Here is a 15344-nt window from a genome sequence, read left to right on the forward strand (position 1 = left end):
AATGGCTATGGATTTGAAAGGTGATGATATATTGACAATCCGCATAATGGGAAACGGGCCTCTTGGTGCTATAGTGGTGGTCGCCAACGCTAAAGGAGAAGTAAAAGGTTATGTTCAGGACCCGACAGTACACCTTCCGCCTAGAGCTGACAAAAAACTCGACGTGGGCGGTGCGGTTGGAAATACGGGCATGCTCTATGTTACAAAAGATTTGGGCCTTAAGGAACCCTATACGGGAAGTGTGCAGTTGGTTTCGGGCGAAATTGCGGAAGACCTGGCCTATTATTTTTACGATTCCGAGCAACGTCCCTCATCAGTAGCCTTGGGTGTATTGGTGGAAAAAGACCACTCGGTTAGGGCAGCCGGGGGCTTAATCATCCAGTTGATGCCCGGTGCACAGGAAGAAATTATAGAAAGGCTGGAGAAAAATTTGAAAAACTTAGAGTCCGTGAGCAGTCTGATTGACCAGGGCAGAAAACCAGAGGAACTTTTGGCATTAACTCTTGACGGATTCAATATCAAGATTCATCAGAAACAGGCGGTGAAATTTGCCTGTAATTGTTCCCGGGAAAGATTAGAGGAAATCCTGCTGAGTTTGGGTCACGCGGAGCTCAAGTCTATGTTGGAAGAACAGGGTCAGGCTGAAGTTCGTTGCCATTTCTGTAATCGTACGTATCATTTTTCCCGTGCAGAAATCGTTCAACTGTTAAAAGAATTAGAGGAGAAAAAGGGAAGCTGAGGGGCCATCCAATTTTCGGCCCTCGTTTTTATCTTGAGGATGCAGAACGCACTAAAATTTCTTGATTTGTAAAACAAGCAAAAGGTATAATAATTTGAGAGTATTGACTTGAATGGAGGAGATGTTAGTGAAAGGTTTGTGGTTCTCGGAATTGCAGACTTCAACCCTGAAAATATCATGTATGACTAAGTCGGTGCTGTGTTCGGAACAATCTCAATATCAGAACGTTGCGGTTCTCGACACGTTACCCTACGGTCGTATGCTCGTACTAGATGATGTTATTCAAACCACGGTAAAGGACGAGTTTATATACCATGAAATGATTTCCTTGGTGGCTTTAAACACCCATCCTTTTCCCCGCAATGTTTTGATTATCGGTGGTGGTGACGGCGGAACGCTTCGGGAGGTGACTAGGCACCCGGCAGTAGAAAAGGCTACTTTGGTAGAGATAGACGAAAAAGTGATAGAAGCTTCCCGCAAGTACTTACCACAGATAGGGTCTGCTTTTGATGATCCGAAAGCGGAAATCGTGGTGGCAGATGGCATAAAGCATGTCCAGGAACATGAAAATGAATATGATGTAATTATTATAGATTCCACTGATCCGGTAGGACCAGCAGTGGGTCTCTTCAGTGAGGATTTTTACCGGCAGGTACATAGAGCTCTTAAAGATGACGGAATTTTAGTGGCGCAGACTGAATCACCTTTCTTCAATGAGGAATTAGTTTCTTCGGTTTATAAGAGTTTGAAGAAAATTTTTGCTATAAGTAAAGTTTATCTAGCTACTGTTCCCAGTTACCCCGGGGGATTATGGTGCTTTACCATGGGCAGTAAAAAGTATGATCCCGAGCAGGTTGACCTTGAAAAAATACCCCCATTGAATACTCGCTACTATAATCCTCAGATCCATAAAGCGGCTTTTGTGTTGCCTAATTTTATTGCAGAGCTGTTAAAATAGGAGGAAGCCTTGAAAGAATTAATGGTAAACAACCTGAGTTTTATAGGAAGTAAAAAGACTTATGACGAGGCAGATATCGTACTGGTAGGGGTTCCCTTGGATTTGACCGTTAGTTTTATCCCAGGGACCCGCTGGGGGCCTTCTGCCATCAGAACTGTATCAGAAGTTTTGGAGGAATATAGCCCAACTTTAGATAAGGATCTCCGAGAGAAGAATTACTACGATTGGGGAGACGTCGAACTTCCGTTGGGCAATGTCTCGCAAAGTCTCCAGCGGATTGAAGAGGTAGCTCGGAAAATAGTTCTGGACGGAAAAAAGCCAGTTTTTATCGGTGGTGAGCACCTGGTTACCCTTCCGCTGGTCAAAGTGATGGCAGAAAGGCACCCGGGGTTGGCAGTCCTACAGTTTGATGCACACGCTGACCTGAGACAAGAATATCTCGGGCAGGAGTATTCTCATGCAACAGTAATGTGGCATGTTAATCAGATAATTGGAAGGGAGAATCTTTACCAGTTGGGCATCCGCTCCGGCACGAGAGAAGAGTTCGCGTATGCCCGGGAGAACACCCGTTTTTATCCTGAAATGGTGCTGGAACCGCTGGATGATATTGTAAAGAATTTGCAGGGAAGGCCAGTATATGTAACCTTGGACATAGATGTAGTTGATCCGGCGTATGCTCCCGGTACGAGTACCCCTGAGCCGGGTGGATGTACCTCGACAGAAATTCTAGCAGCGGTGAAAAAGCTTAATGAGTTGAATATAATAGGCTTCGATCTGGTAGAAGTATGTCCTCTCAATGACCCAACACGGCACACTGCTATTTTGGCAGCAAAAATCATCAGAGAAGCCCTTCTTGGATGGTATTAATGTTTGACTTTTTACTTTTCGGCATGATATAATATTATCGCTTCTTAAAGAAAGATATTTTTCTGGCAAAACTTTGGCTTTGACTTTCATAAGAAGAGTATGTTATACTATTGTTTGCAGTGGTTGGGCGGTTAGCTCAGCTGGGAGAGCACCTGCCTTACAAGCAGGGGGGCGGCAGTTCAAGTCTGTCACCGCCCACCATTTATCTTACTATTGAAATTGTTGCCGGAAAGGTAAGAGTTATCATTTCCGGCTTTTCTGGAGGAGCTGTAGTGTAGCGGTTAACATGCCGGCCTGTCACGCCGGAGATCGCGGGTTCGATTCCCGTCAGCTCCGCCAAATGCCTCGGTAGCTCAGTTGGTAGAGCAGAGGACTGAAAATCCTCGTGTCGGTGGTTCGATTCCGCCCCGAGGCACCATTATAATATGCGGGCGTAACTCAGTGGTAGAGTGCAACCTTGCCAAGGTTGAAGTCGAGGGTTCGAATCCCTTCGCCCGCTCCATACGAGGCGACGTGGCCAAGTGGCTAAGGCAGAGGACTGCAAATCCTTTATTCGCCGGTTCGAATCCGGCCGTCGCCTCCATTTTTATTGCAAAAAATTTATAATTTATGCCGGGGTGGCGGAACTGGCAGACGCACAGGACTTAAAATCCTGCGGGACCCTTAATCCCGTACCGGTTCGATTCCGGTCCCCGGCACCACGAAGCTAGTAATACCAAGGCTTGTGGCGGATGGAAGCAGGGTGAGTGTCCGAACACCGTTAAAACAAGCTCTTGGTATTTTTCTTTTGCGGCAGGATCGGAAAGGTTGCTGAAAACATTTTCGGCCAGCATAACAGCAACCTTTCCTGCATCTGAGAGGTAACATGGGTATAAATAAAGACCATCTCCTGGTTGAATTATTTAAACTGGCAGGGAAAATTGCCCTGTTTTTAGAAATAATGTAGGTAAACTTTAGCAGAGGAAGTGATAAGTTTTGGTCAAAATGGGCAGAAACGAACCCTGCCCCTGTGGCAGCGGGAAAAAGTACAAGAAATGCTGCGGTAAGAATTCCGGTAACGTGATTTACCTGTCTGACACGATGCTTCACAGGGAAGTTGACAGCATCCGGAGGCAACTGGTGGAGTTTGCCGAAAAAAACAGCGATGAATTTGGTACAGCTTTTTTAGAGTGCCCCATTAGCGAGTATACAGACTTGGACGGTATCATGCAGTACGAGGAACTGGGAAATACATTCTTGGACTGGTTTGTTTTCGATTACAAGTTAAAAGACGGCAGTACTCTCTTTGCAAGGTTTTTAGAGGAAAATCGGGAAGGCTTACGGGAAGCCTTAGTTGAAGTACTGGAAAGATGGAAGGAAGCACCGATTTCTGCTTTTGAAGTAGTGCGGGTGATTTTGGGAAAAGGTGCGGTACTAAGAGATATTTTTTCCGGTGAGGAAAAACGCCTGTACTATCCTTATTACCCGGAGGAGATTCCCCACGGAGCAATTCAGATTTGCCGGCTGCTGCCTGCAGGTGATTGGCATGAATTTTTGATTGGTACTTATGTAGCGGCTCCGGAAGATAAAGAATTTATTCTGGAAAGGGTTAATGAAGAAAGGCAGGCGTTGGCTGACCTGGGAATTGAGTATGAAAGCTGGGGTGAATTTTTAAAGCAGCATAGTGAAGTACTTTTAGAAGTAATCTGTCAGCTGTTTACCGGCACGGAGTCAGAAACTGAGATTGGTGACAGTACCAAGCAGCTAGTAAAGCAATTTGTGGCCAGGAAGTTTCTTGCTACTCCGCTTCCCGAACTTGGGGGTAGGAGCCCTTTGGAGATAAGCAGTCACCGGGAATTAGAGGAAAAATTGGAGCAATTTCTTGCAGATGTTGCCAGGGGACGTTATGACCATGAGGAATTGGGCGGTATTACACCTTCTGAAAACTTGGAACTAATAAAGCTACTGCTGGGACTAGGAAAGGAAAAGCCCAGGCAGGTGGATGACTTCACCTGGCAGGACGACAAATACCGTGAGGAAGCACGGCTCCTGGTGGAAAAAATGAAGGGTGAGTATCTGCCGCTGGATATAGGAAGGGCTCTGGAAATATGGCACCAGTACAGCAGCGAAGAATGCCCCCGGTTTAGAAAGCCGGGTGTGTGGGCCGCGGCGGTAGAGTACACCCTCGCTTCCATGTATAAACCAGGTGTGACGCAGCAGCAGGTTGCTGACAAATACGGGGTTTCTGCCAATAGCGTGTCCAAAAACAGCTACAAAATAGAGGAGATGATTTACTGGGAATTTCATTTGGACGAGGCCGGGATTGCACCGGTCTCAGGTGGGAGCGGCAGACCATTGGTGGAACGGGAAACTGCCCGGATTCAGAGTTTGTTGGAAGGACAGGAATTCCAGTCCGAAGAAGAGTTGCAGCGCTTTTTGGACGAAATTAACCGGGGCGGGCTACCGGAAATACCCCCGGAGCAGATGTCTCCCCGGCGCTGGGCTCAAGAAATGATCTACGATGCCTGGGAAATTGAGGACCCTCAGATGAGAGTCCGTCTAGCTAAAAAAGCTTTGAAGGTCTACCCCCACTGCGCGGATGCCTATGTGATTCTGGCGGAGGATGCTGCTGCGACCTATGGAGAGGCGATAAAATTCTATGAAAAGGGAGTCAAAGCAGGGGAGAAATCTCTGGGAAAGGAGTACTTCCACAGTAATAAGGGGTATTTTTGGGGGCTAGTGGAGACTAGGCCGTATATGCGGGCCAAAATGGGGCTGGCCCAGTGTTTATGGGAAGTGGGAGACCTGGAAGGTGCCATCAGACATTTCACCGAAATGTTGGAGCTCAACCCCAATGACAACCAGGGAGTGCGTTACTTGCTCAGCACTTGCCTGCTGGAGGCGGGCCGGTACGAAGAACTGGAAGAGCTTTTCCGGCGGTATGAGGAAGATATCGGGGTGGATTGGCTGTACAACCTGGCCCTGTATCAGTTTATCAAGAAAGGGAAAAACAGTCCCGAAGCTGCTGCAGCGTTAAAAAGGGCAATTAAGGCAAATAGACATGTACCCGCTTACCTAATGGGTATTAAAGAATTACCCCGGGAATTGCCCGATTACTTCACCCTAGGTAGCGAAGATGAAGCGGTAGCTTACGCGGCATACGCTAAAAAAGTTTGGCAGAAAACCATTGGCGCTCTGGAGTGGCTCAGGTCTAGCATTTAAATTCATACTGGGGACGGTTCAGGATTTGAATTAGTCCAGCAGCGGGGAATTCTGGCAAAAACCGCTTGTCCTGATAAGGGATGGGCGGTTTTTTGTTTTGTTTTCGCTAACGAGAGAAGCCTGATCTTGCTTCGTGTTCGTCCAGGCAGCAGCATGACTAATCGGGGAAAGGTTTTAAATTCGCGGACGGTTTGTTCTGTCGTTTCCTATACCACTGTTGAGTGTGAATATATTGGAACATTGCTAGAAATGTAATACTAAAATTATTTAGATTGGGAAGGATTTCCTATAAATTTGGAGAAATTTGTTATAATATACAAACATTATAAAATAATAGTAGCAAGTGTCCTTAAAGGCTAACTCAATAATAAACGGAAATTTCCTAAAATATCCTGCTATAGAAGGGAGGGTACATTTAGGCTCTCTGCATGTCTTTAAAAGTGGAGGTGGTAGGTTGCGAGTGAGTATTATTCTTGCACCCGGTGAAATGAAACAGTATGTTATATTTCCCCTTGATTTTCGACGGTATTTTATTTCTCTGATTAAGAGTATGCTGGAGAATTCGCCGTTATTTAACCGTTTTAAACAGGAAAGACCCGGCTACAGTCCCTATGTGTTTTCAGTAAATTTTCAAAAAATCGTAAATATTGATACGAGGATGCAGCAGATGTGGGTAAGGCCGCCTGTATATCTTTTGTTTTCTACCGGACTATATGAAGTAATGACAGCGCTGTGTAACGGTGCAATAAGTCTAAAAGGGCAGGATACAATCCTGGGGTTAAAGCTCCGTCATATCAACCTTCTACCTTTGAAAGAGATTAAGTCTTCCCCACAGGTCTTCAAAATTCGGGGACATGCAGTGCTTCGCGGGCGCAACGGTTACATAGATGCGGCTGAGAGCACCGTAGAGGAATTAGAAGAAGCCATAAATACCCATCTTCTAAAACAACATGAGTTTCTTCGGCAGGAGTACGGGCAGAGCTTGAGCCCCAGAATTGGGAAGATAAAGGTTATACCTTCTGCATCCAGCTATCACAAAGGTGTGTGCAGCCATTACGGCGGCCGGCTGACTACCCTGCAGGGTAGTATTGCACTGGATGGGCCTGCCGACAGCCTGCAGTTTTTATATAACTTTGGTCTGGGTGTGCGCACCGGTCAGGGATTTGGTCTTCTGGAGGTGAGATAGCAGCCGTGACTAAAGATGTAGCTATATATCCCTCCACCTGGTATTACAATGCCTGCGTCCAGGGATTTTTGGAAACACTGGCCTGGGGGCTGGGTGAGGATGCGGTCAGAAGCTTCCTCCATGACGATGGTACGGTTAAGATACCAGCAAAAGTAATGGAAGCAGTGTTCAGCACGAGGGATGTAGTTATGCCTGAGAACTATCCTTGTTTGGATGGGCGAGAAGTGCCGGATGAGCTCAAGGAGCTAAAGCGGATAACTTGGTGGTGGGTTGAGAAGAGCAAGAAAAAAGATGGAGCAAATGTGAGAGAAACTATAGATATTACATGCAACAGTTTGTTTGGTTCGAATAAAACATTCTATCCCAATTTACTTACACATAATACTGGGATATCGAGAATAGATTTCTTGAATTCGTGGTTTGAAATCGCAAATAAAGGAAAAAGAGAAATACAGTGCGCTTTTTGCGGAGAAATTTTTAGTTTTGATGAACAAATGAATAGGCTCCTTGACAGGTTTTTTACTTTATCATTATCAAAAGATTTGGGTAGCGCACCAAAAAAGGTTCCGAATTACTTTTGGGATAACAAACCAAACTTACCTGTATGCCAGCAATGCCGTTCGTACTTTCTATGTTTTCATATTGTCTACCAAAAAAAATATTTCATCAACTCTGATTCCCTGAAGGTAAACTGGTTCTTAAACCACCTCGTTTGGAACGAAACCAGAGGCGAAGGCTCTTACCCGGAAGCCCTGTTTACTGCCGTTCCTTATAACAGCCAGCTAAGGAGTGCGTTGGGAAGTTGGGGACTTCAGAACATGGAAGTAATCTCTTTTGGAGGAGGAAAAATTGATTACTACCCATTATCTGACAGGCTGGCCGAACTTTTTTTAATTCCAGTAATTGCCTCTCTTTTAGGAAAGCTTTATCACAGGAAATTATGGGATGCTATATTGCAGGAAAAATTTGAGTATCTACTTACCATAGTATACAAATCGCTTCATGTTAGCCTCACAGGGGAAAACCGAAACGAAGATCCAGAAGTTATTATAACAAAGGGCGATAAAAATGATATGAAGAGGGTTTTTGTCGTTATTAGGTTGTTTTATGAAATAAGAAAGTATTTAAAGAAGAAAGGAGGCGTTTTTGTGAGCACGCTCGACCTAAAAGAGATTCGCCGAGCTGCCGAAGAAAGCCCTTTTTCCTTAGATGACAACTCAAAGAAAGGTCTTATTTTCCGCCTGCTGGAATTAACCCGGCTTAACAAAAGATCCGAAGTTTACCATTTGCTAATGAGAACCTATGTGGCATGCGGGAAGCCTTTCCCTTACTGTTTAGCGCATCTTTTTGAGGTCCGGGATGATGAATTATTTAAAACCGGTATTTATGCCTATATCTCTGGGATAAAAACCTCTGAAGAAAGTAACGAGGAAAATTAATTGGAAGGGAGATGTTAAATTATGGAAGTCAAGACTAAGGGCATTACAGCAACTGTTGTTTTTGAGAGTTCTGCAGTTAACAGAGACGAAAAGCTGGGCGAAAATATTACTTCAATAAAGAAACTATCCCGTTTTAATGGAACATACTCCTTTATGAGCAGAGCCTTTATACGGCATCACATGTTCAGCACTTTAAACAAGCTTTTTGAATGGAAACCCGCGCCGGTTAAGATGGACCAAAGTGTCATTCAGTTTTCCTTCCCTGATGCTAATATTGTTTTTTATCCTGAACTTGACTTATTCGGTTTTATGAGCACTAGCCCGTATTCGGTTACCCGAAAAGCACCCCTCGGTATCACCAAAGCCATTTCCCTTGAACCATGGCAGGGTGATATGGCATTTTATGCCAATCATGACATGGTAAGTCGTGCCCGGCGGCAGGGAGATGAATCCAACCCTAATCCCTTTTCTAAAGAAGAGCACCATTCATATTACAAGGTTTCCTTTACTCTGGACCTAACACGTCTGGGCTTGCACGATTTGTATTTTACGAAACTTCCAGAAGAACTGAAAAAATGGGTTGATAATTTTTCAGAAGTCACGGTTGAAGATGTGAGTGATAGGAGTATATGGAAGGAAAAGGTAGAAGGTCTTAAATGGCATAAAATTGAAAATAATGGAGGGCTTCTGGGGTTTGTGGGAATAAAAGAAGAAAAGCAGGTTACTTTAGTTCGCTTTCTCCTGTCTTATGGAGAATACAGAAAGCGCATCGAACAGGTTTTAACAGTAATAAAAGACGGTCTAACCATACATTCCAGTACGGAAGATTACGGCATGGTGCCTGTGTTTATTGCTGTAGCGGCTCTCAAAGTTCCGGTTCCGGTTTTCAATTCAGCCGTAACAATCAAAGACGGGGGTATCGATGTCGTGCCTGTAAACAAAGCCGTCGAGAATAGTTACATCATTAAGAGCTGGTATTGGAATAATCATACACTCCCGCTTATCGGAACATTAAATGATAAATTAAACAAATGGACTGGGGTTAAGGAAATTATTGAAACCGTTGGCTTAAAAACCGAAGACTAACGGTGGTGATTGTTTTGAAAGTACTAAGGCTAAAATTTTCTGCACCGACTGCGCATTTCCGTATAGCCCAAAGCAGTAATCCCAGAAAAACATATCCGCTGCCGCCCTATTCCACCGCTATAGGGTTGTTAGCAAATATACTAGGTGATTATGATAAAATCGACCTAATGTTAAAGGATTCATTTGCGCTGGGAATTTTATCACAATATGAATCCATAAGCAATGAATATACATGGTTGCGAAATTTAAATTCCAATGCTCACAAAGAACGGTTCGGCAGTATTGAAAACAGAACGTGGCAGGAAAATGTAGAACATCCCGGCGGGCAGAGCCCGGTTGTCATGCAGGTGTTGAATGAAGTAGAAGTTTTTATATATTTTTACCATCCTGCTAAGGAAATTTTAAAGGCTTTGCAAGAAAACATACACTTTCCGGAACGGTGGTTCAGTCACCTCCACCTGGGGCGCTCCGAAGACTGGGCAGCGCCCTGTGGGGCCTGCCTGATTGACCTGAAATTGAGCAAAAAGCCTGAAGACTTTTGCAAGGCGCGTCAGTATTACCAGTGGATGCCTGAACCTGAAAATGCTTTTATGTTGGACGAAACAGAAATAGAAAGAGACTATAGAAGATTATATGAAAAGATGCAGGGAAATCTTTTTCTGGTGACTTCTCTTTATGCAAAAGAAAAGGTTAGCTGGCTTGATGGGAAGCGAAAACAGGTTGTAACAATCCGAAATTTTGACCACATACCGGCCCGGCTGTGCAAAAGCCAAGTTCCTTTGCTCGATGCGGTTACTTTTCCCCTGATTTACTGCGATACGGAAATTAAAACCCCTGTGTATCTGGCTAGAATCGATGTAAAGAAGGGGGGCACGAGTAAATATGGCACCTGATATACTGGCCAAAAGTAACGGCACTACGCTAAACGAACACACTGATCATGTTCTACAGTGTATAGAGGTTTTGAAAAAGATAAGCCAAGATGTTTTTCCTCAAGAATGGTGGAGGGCGCTGAGCTACGCTGCCCTGCTCCATGATGTTGGAAAGGTCGATCCTGATTTCCAGAAGAAGCTAGAATCTACCGGTTCCAGAACATCCGGGCATATTCCGCACAGCCTTCTTTCTCTGTTTTTTATCAAACCAGAATTTATCCCTTTTCATAACGATGATGAAGTGCTAAGGGGTATCATACTTTCTGCAGTAGCTTTTCATCATTGGCGCGAGTACTTCCCAGATCTGCTGTTGGGAAGTCAAAGTACTGAAATCAGCAGTCGAGCTAGTGAGATCATAGAGAATAAGACCGAGTGGCGCAGGTTGGCTGATGAACTGCGCGGTTGTCTGAAAGAAGTAGCCGAAAAGTACGGTTTAAATGGGGAAGCAGTGGGTCTAAACGAACTGTATGTAGAATACCTCAGTTACAATGAGCTGGGAACCGCCGGCCTTCTTCTGCCACCATATTCAATGAAATTTCTGCCGTCCAGAATAAAGGGGATGTCTGGTGAAAAGGAGAATTATGAGAAAATAAGGGTATTTATTACCGGGAGCCTTATGCGGGCAGATCATTTTGCATCTTATGTCGAGGACAGCCACAACAAAGTAGCACTACAGGATATCGAGATTCCTGATTACCTGGACTTTTGTATTTTGAAAAATGCTATGGAGGAGAGATTTGGCGCAGAATCTTTTTGGCAAGGGAAGTTCTTTGAACGGAAAAAAGGCTTACAGGGAGGAAATCTTATACTTATAGCTCCGACAGGAGTAGGGAAGACAGAATTTGCTTACCTGTGGGGAGCGGGAAAGAAGAATTTTATAACTTTGCCAATGAGGGCTGCAGTTAACGGTATCTGGAGCCGAAGTCGTGAATTTTTTGAAAAAATTAAAGAAGATATGGGTGAGAAAATCGCTCTTCTCCACGGAGATGCAGCATTGGAAATGACCAGTCTGCGTCGGGACGGCAGTGTTGAGAGGGGAGTTAAGCCTCTCGAATCAGACGTCGACTACGAAGGAGAGTTGGGACGGGCAGTTGAACTGGCACGCCATATGTCTAAACCGTATATAGTATGTACTGCTGACCAGATCGCTCCCGCAGTCCTACGATACCCGGGATATGAGCGAATTTTTGCCTGTCTTATGAACAGCTGTCTGGTTATAGACGAGGTCCAGGCATATGATCCTCGAGCGGCAGCCATTATTACTCACCTTATCCAGCAAACCATCTTTTTGGGCGGTAAAGTTTTGCTTATGACAGCTACTTTGCCGGCTTTTATTGAGGAACAAGTCAAAAAACGAACAGGGATTTCTAGTGAACAGATTGTACATCTGCTTGACGAAACTGAATTTAAAAATTTGGCTGATTCAACTAGGCACAGAATAAGGTTGAGTATGCATGATGGTAGTTATGACCCTTTTATTCCTGAGATGATTGCAGCAGCCAAAAAAGGAAAAAAGGTGCTGGTGGTGCTTAATACGGTTAAAGCTGCGATGGATGTATTTGAGAAAATTAAGAATACAGGTGATAGTGACAGCAGTTTTGCCACAGTACTACTGCATTCAAGATTTACTCAAAAGAGAAGAAAAGAGTTGGAAAACCAGGTTTATAAATATATGCCTAACCATAAGGAGCGCGAACCAGCAGGCTGCATAGTAGTTTCTACTCAGATAGTGGAAGCATCCCTGGACCTGGATGCGGATATATTGTTTACGGATGCGGCTCCGGCAGACAGCCTTGTGCAGCGGATGGGACGGGTATTCAGAAGATATGCTCGCAGTATAGGGGACAACGCTTCTCTCGAAGCCAACGTGGTGATAATGGTTCAGGAACCAAAAAAGGACAGCAAACAAGGACTTGCCCCTGGGATTGGAACTATAAGAAGCCCTCGCAGCAGCGCTGTATATGATTTTGATTTGACGATGCTCACTCTGGTAATTCTTCTTGCCCTGGGAAGTGGGGAAATTGAGGAAGTTACAACGGCAAACATAATGGAACTATTTGAAAAAAAAGAATGGAGAAGTTGCTTTTCTGCTCCAAAAAACAAGAAACAAGAAAAAGAGAAGCTTATAGAATCCCTGGGCAAACTGATCAGCAAATACGGTCGTGATTTTACCGTTTCCGAGAAAGAGAAAATGCAGTGGGTGGATGTATGCTATCAATTACTGACGGATTTTTGTAACGTGCGGAAAACAGGAGAGCATTTTCCGGTTTATTTAGGTAGTTATTTGGATAGCTATTATGAGACTTTGGATATTCTTGACCACGGCTACTGTTCAGATCGCAAAACAGATGCCCAGAGGATTTTCAGAGAAGTGAGAAATGCTACTATAATACCTCAAAGTATGGAAGGGGATTTTTATAAAGAGGTCGCTGATTGGGTAAGGGATTGCGGCGGAAATCTGAGCTATACAGAGTTTGCCAATAGAATATTGTACCAGTACACGGTCGACTGTCCCTGGAGAAAGGTTGTCGAAAGAGAGGATTCATTTTCCGTTAGAGTCGATGAAATTATTTCTCTTATTGGTGACAGCGGTATTCAGACTAAGGTTCAGAACAAGCTTCGACGGTGGTTGGCCGGTATTTATGTAGTTAACATTCCTTATGACAATGAGAAAGGCTTGATGTATGATGAATGATACTGCTGCGGTAGAATTAGAATGGACAAGAATAACGGGGACCCTCGTCTCCTACTATTTTATTTGCCGACGCAAGCTATGGCTGCATGCAAAAGGTTTAAACCTGGAAAACGTCTCAGGAAATGCCGATGTTATCAAGGGTAGGATACTGCACGAAACTCGGTTCAAGCGCGAAAGCAGCCGTAACTTTGATTTTGATAATGTTAAAATTGATTTTTTTAAGTATGGAGACCAGGTATATGTACACGAGGTGAAGAAAAGCAAAAAATTTGAGGAAGCACATATATGGCAGTTGAAATATTACATTTATACCCTCCAAAACCGAGGCGTAAATTGCTCTGCCGGTGTACTTCACTACCCCGCTAATATGAGAAAAGTAGATATACAGCTTACAGAAAAAGATAAAGATTTGCTGGAACAAGCCCTGGAAGATATACAGCATATTCTGCAGGAGGACCATCCACCAGCAAGGCTTGACAAAAAATTTTGCAGAAAATGCGCATATTTTGACTTTTGCTACGTATGATGGGGGAGTTACTGTGAGCAGGACTTATTATCTTTTTTCGGCTGGAACGCTGAAAAGGAAAGACAACACTTTGGCTTTTGAGACCGACACTTCCCGCCGCGTGATTCCGGTGGAAGATGTCGACCATATTTATTGTTTTTCTGAACTTAACTTTAATACCAAATTACTGGATTTTCTCGGACAGAATCAAATATGCCTACATTTTTTCGATTATTATGGCAATTATACCGGCAGTTTCATTCCCCGAGAGGCCCAGTTATCCGGATATTTGGTAGTTCAACAGGCTGAACATTATCTTGACAAAGAGAAACGGCTGATGCTTGCCCGTGCCTTTGTCGAAGGGGCTATACATAATATACGTCGTAATCTCGAAAAACGAGAGGACAACGAAACCTGTCAAAAAATTGATGGGTATAGGAAAGCATTGAAAGATACCACAACAATAGAGGATGTTATGAGTATAGAAGCGCATGTCCGCAAGCTGTACTACTCCCAATGGGAAGATATTACGGGCTGGGAATTTGGAGGTCGTAGCAAAAGGCCCCCAGGAAATGCATTAAATGCGCTAATTTCCTTCGGCAATGCGATAACCTATACCACAATACTTAAAGAAATCCACCGCACGGCACTAAATCCGACTATAAGTTTTCTGCATGAGCCTTCAGAACGTAGATTTTCCCTTGCTCTTGATGTTTCCGAGGTTTTCAAGCCTGTTTTTGTAGACAGGTTGATATTTAAGTTAATCAACCTTAATATGCTGAACAAAAAGCATTTTGATACGCGGGTAAATTCAGCATATCTGACAGAAGAAGGCAGAAAGATTTTTGTTGCCGAATTTGAGAAGATGATGGAGAAAACTATTTTGCACCGAAATTTAAAAAGAAAAATAAAGTATAAAAGTCTGGTTCGCCTAGACTTGTATAAGCTAATTAAACATATTTTGAAAGAAGATACCTATACTCCTATGAAAGTGTGGTGGTAGCATAAGGGTTATACTTGTATACGATATTAATACTGAAGATAGGGAAGGTAGGAAACGGCTGGCTAAAACTATGAAGACCTGCCGAAAGTATTTGACGCATGTTCAAAAATCGGTATTTGAAGGAGATTTACCCGAAGGGAAACTGGCGCTTCTAAAAAGAGATTTGAAGTCCACCGTTGACAGAGAACGTGATTTTGTCATAATTTATACTCTAAACGATGGGAGTAAATTGCAACGTGATATTATTACAAATACCCCTGATCCAACCGATAACTTCATATAACTTGTGTGACTGTAAAATGCAAACCGAGAGTTTGACGCAAAAACCAATCTTCTTATACTCTCAATCCCAAGAGAATTCGACACTTCGACTGCTGTAACCATCGTCCATAGAGGAATTTGAACATAACCTGGTGGGTAACGAGACAATATCCGCTGCAGGTAACCATCGTCCATAGAGGAATTTGAACTACCATGACTTTTCCCCGGTGGCAGCGGGTAGGGGAGGTAACCATCGTCCATAGAGGAATTTGAACCATAGTATAATCAAAAACCTCTAGCATATTTTCTTAGTAACCATCGTCCATAGAGGAATTTGAACAACCTTCTCAAACGCCTTCCCTCCTTTCGAGAGTAAGTAACCATCGTCCATAGAGGAATTTGAACTCGGTATGTTTCGGACGTTACATTGCCATATGCATAGGTAACCATCGTCCATAGAGGAATTTGAACA

The 15344-nt window shown here is 43.8% G+C and carries 12 protein-coding genes, 6 tRNA genes and 1 CRISPR repeat array; all 18 genes read left to right on the forward strand.

Annotated features, from left to right (window positions below; translation table 11 throughout):
- Nucleotides 1–739 (forward strand): Hsp33 family molecular chaperone HslO (gene hslO, locus KKC1_RS11155; protein WP_088554531.1); only part of this gene is annotated, 739 nt, incomplete at its 5' end.
- A gap of 121 nt (nt 740–860) precedes the next feature.
- A complete protein-coding gene (gene speE / locus KKC1_RS11160; protein WP_202820051.1) occupies nt 861–1697 on the forward strand; it encodes a polyamine aminopropyltransferase in 837 nt (278 codons plus the stop codon).
- Nucleotides 1698–1706: 9 nt separating this feature from the next.
- Nucleotides 1707–2564, forward strand: coding sequence for an agmatinase (gene speB / locus KKC1_RS11165; RefSeq protein WP_238134287.1), 858 nt, complete (start codon nt 1707–1709; stop codon nt 2562–2564).
- A 125-nt stretch (nt 2565–2689) separates the two neighbouring features.
- Nucleotides 2690–2765: transfer RNA gene (locus tag KKC1_RS11170), tRNA-Val, on the forward strand.
- A 62-nt stretch (nt 2766–2827) separates the two neighbouring features.
- Nucleotides 2828–2903, forward strand: a tRNA-Asp gene (locus KKC1_RS11175).
- Nucleotides 2904–2906: 3 nt separating this feature from the next.
- Nucleotides 2907–2982: transfer RNA gene (locus KKC1_RS11180), tRNA-Phe, on the forward strand.
- A 9-nt stretch (nt 2983–2991) separates the two neighbouring features.
- Nucleotides 2992–3066: transfer RNA gene (locus KKC1_RS11185), tRNA-Gly, on the forward strand.
- A 5-nt stretch (nt 3067–3071) separates the two neighbouring features.
- Nucleotides 3072–3147 (forward strand) — tRNA-Cys (locus KKC1_RS11190).
- 28 nt (nt 3148–3175) lie between these two features.
- A tRNA-Leu gene (locus KKC1_RS11195) sits at nt 3176–3265 on the forward strand.
- Between the two features lie 283 nt (nt 3266–3548).
- The gene (locus KKC1_RS11200; protein ID WP_238134291.1) at nt 3549–5765 is read left to right on the forward strand and encodes an SEC-C metal-binding domain-containing protein; all 2217 of its coding nucleotides are present in this window, start codon (nt 3549–3551) and stop codon (nt 5763–5765) included.
- A 460-nt stretch (nt 5766–6225) separates the two neighbouring features.
- Nucleotides 6226–6951, forward strand: coding sequence for a CRISPR-associated endoribonuclease Cas6 (locus tag KKC1_RS11205; RefSeq protein ID WP_192868211.1), 726 nt, complete (start codon nt 6226–6228; stop codon nt 6949–6951).
- A gap of 5 nt (nt 6952–6956) precedes the next feature.
- Complete coding sequence (cas8a1, locus tag KKC1_RS11210) at nt 6957–8390, forward strand: type I-B CRISPR-associated protein Cas8b1/Cst1 (RefSeq protein WP_088554534.1); 1434 nt, start codon at nt 6957–6959, stop codon at nt 8388–8390.
- 21 nt (nt 8391–8411) lie between these two features.
- Complete coding sequence (gene cas7i / locus KKC1_RS11215; RefSeq protein WP_088554535.1) at nt 8412–9476, forward strand: type I-B CRISPR-associated protein Cas7/Cst2/DevR; 1065 nt, start codon at nt 8412–8414, stop codon at nt 9474–9476.
- Between the two features lie 14 nt (nt 9477–9490).
- Nucleotides 9491–10369 carry a type I-B CRISPR-associated protein Cas5b gene (cas5b, locus tag KKC1_RS11220; RefSeq protein WP_192868212.1) on the forward strand — a complete coding sequence of 293 codons (879 nt, stop codon included), beginning with the start codon at nt 9491–9493 and terminating at the stop codon, nt 10367–10369.
- Nucleotides 10359–13103, forward strand: coding sequence for a CRISPR-associated helicase/endonuclease Cas3 (locus KKC1_RS11225; RefSeq protein ID WP_088554537.1), 2745 nt, complete (start codon nt 10359–10361; stop codon nt 13101–13103). The genes cas5b and KKC1_RS11225 overlap by 11 nt, the downstream gene beginning before the upstream one ends.
- Nucleotides 13093–13629, forward strand: a complete 537-nt coding sequence (gene cas4 / locus KKC1_RS11230) for a CRISPR-associated protein Cas4 (RefSeq protein WP_238134288.1) — start codon at nt 13093–13095, stop codon at nt 13627–13629. The genes KKC1_RS11225 and cas4 overlap by 11 nt, the downstream gene beginning before the upstream one ends.
- Nucleotides 13630–13642: 13 nt before the next feature.
- A complete protein-coding gene (gene cas1b / locus KKC1_RS11235; RefSeq protein WP_088554538.1) occupies nt 13643–14611 on the forward strand; it encodes a type I-B CRISPR-associated endonuclease Cas1b in 969 nt (322 codons plus the stop codon).
- A gap of 10 nt (nt 14612–14621) precedes the next feature.
- On the forward strand, nt 14622–14894 hold the full coding sequence (cas2, locus tag KKC1_RS11240) for a CRISPR-associated endonuclease Cas2 (protein WP_272946671.1): 273 nt from the start codon (nt 14622–14624) through the stop codon (nt 14892–14894).
- Between the two features lie 93 nt (nt 14895–14987).
- Nucleotides 14988–15343: direct repeats of the CRISPR family, unit length 29 nt; unit sequence GTAACCATCGTCCATAGAGGAATTTGAAC.
- The last annotated feature ends 1 nt before the right edge of the window (nt 15344 follow it).

The organism is Calderihabitans maritimus, assembly GCF_002207765.1.
Taxonomy (GTDB): domain Bacteria; phylum Bacillota; class KKC1; order Calderihabitantales; family Calderihabitantaceae; genus Calderihabitans; species Calderihabitans maritimus.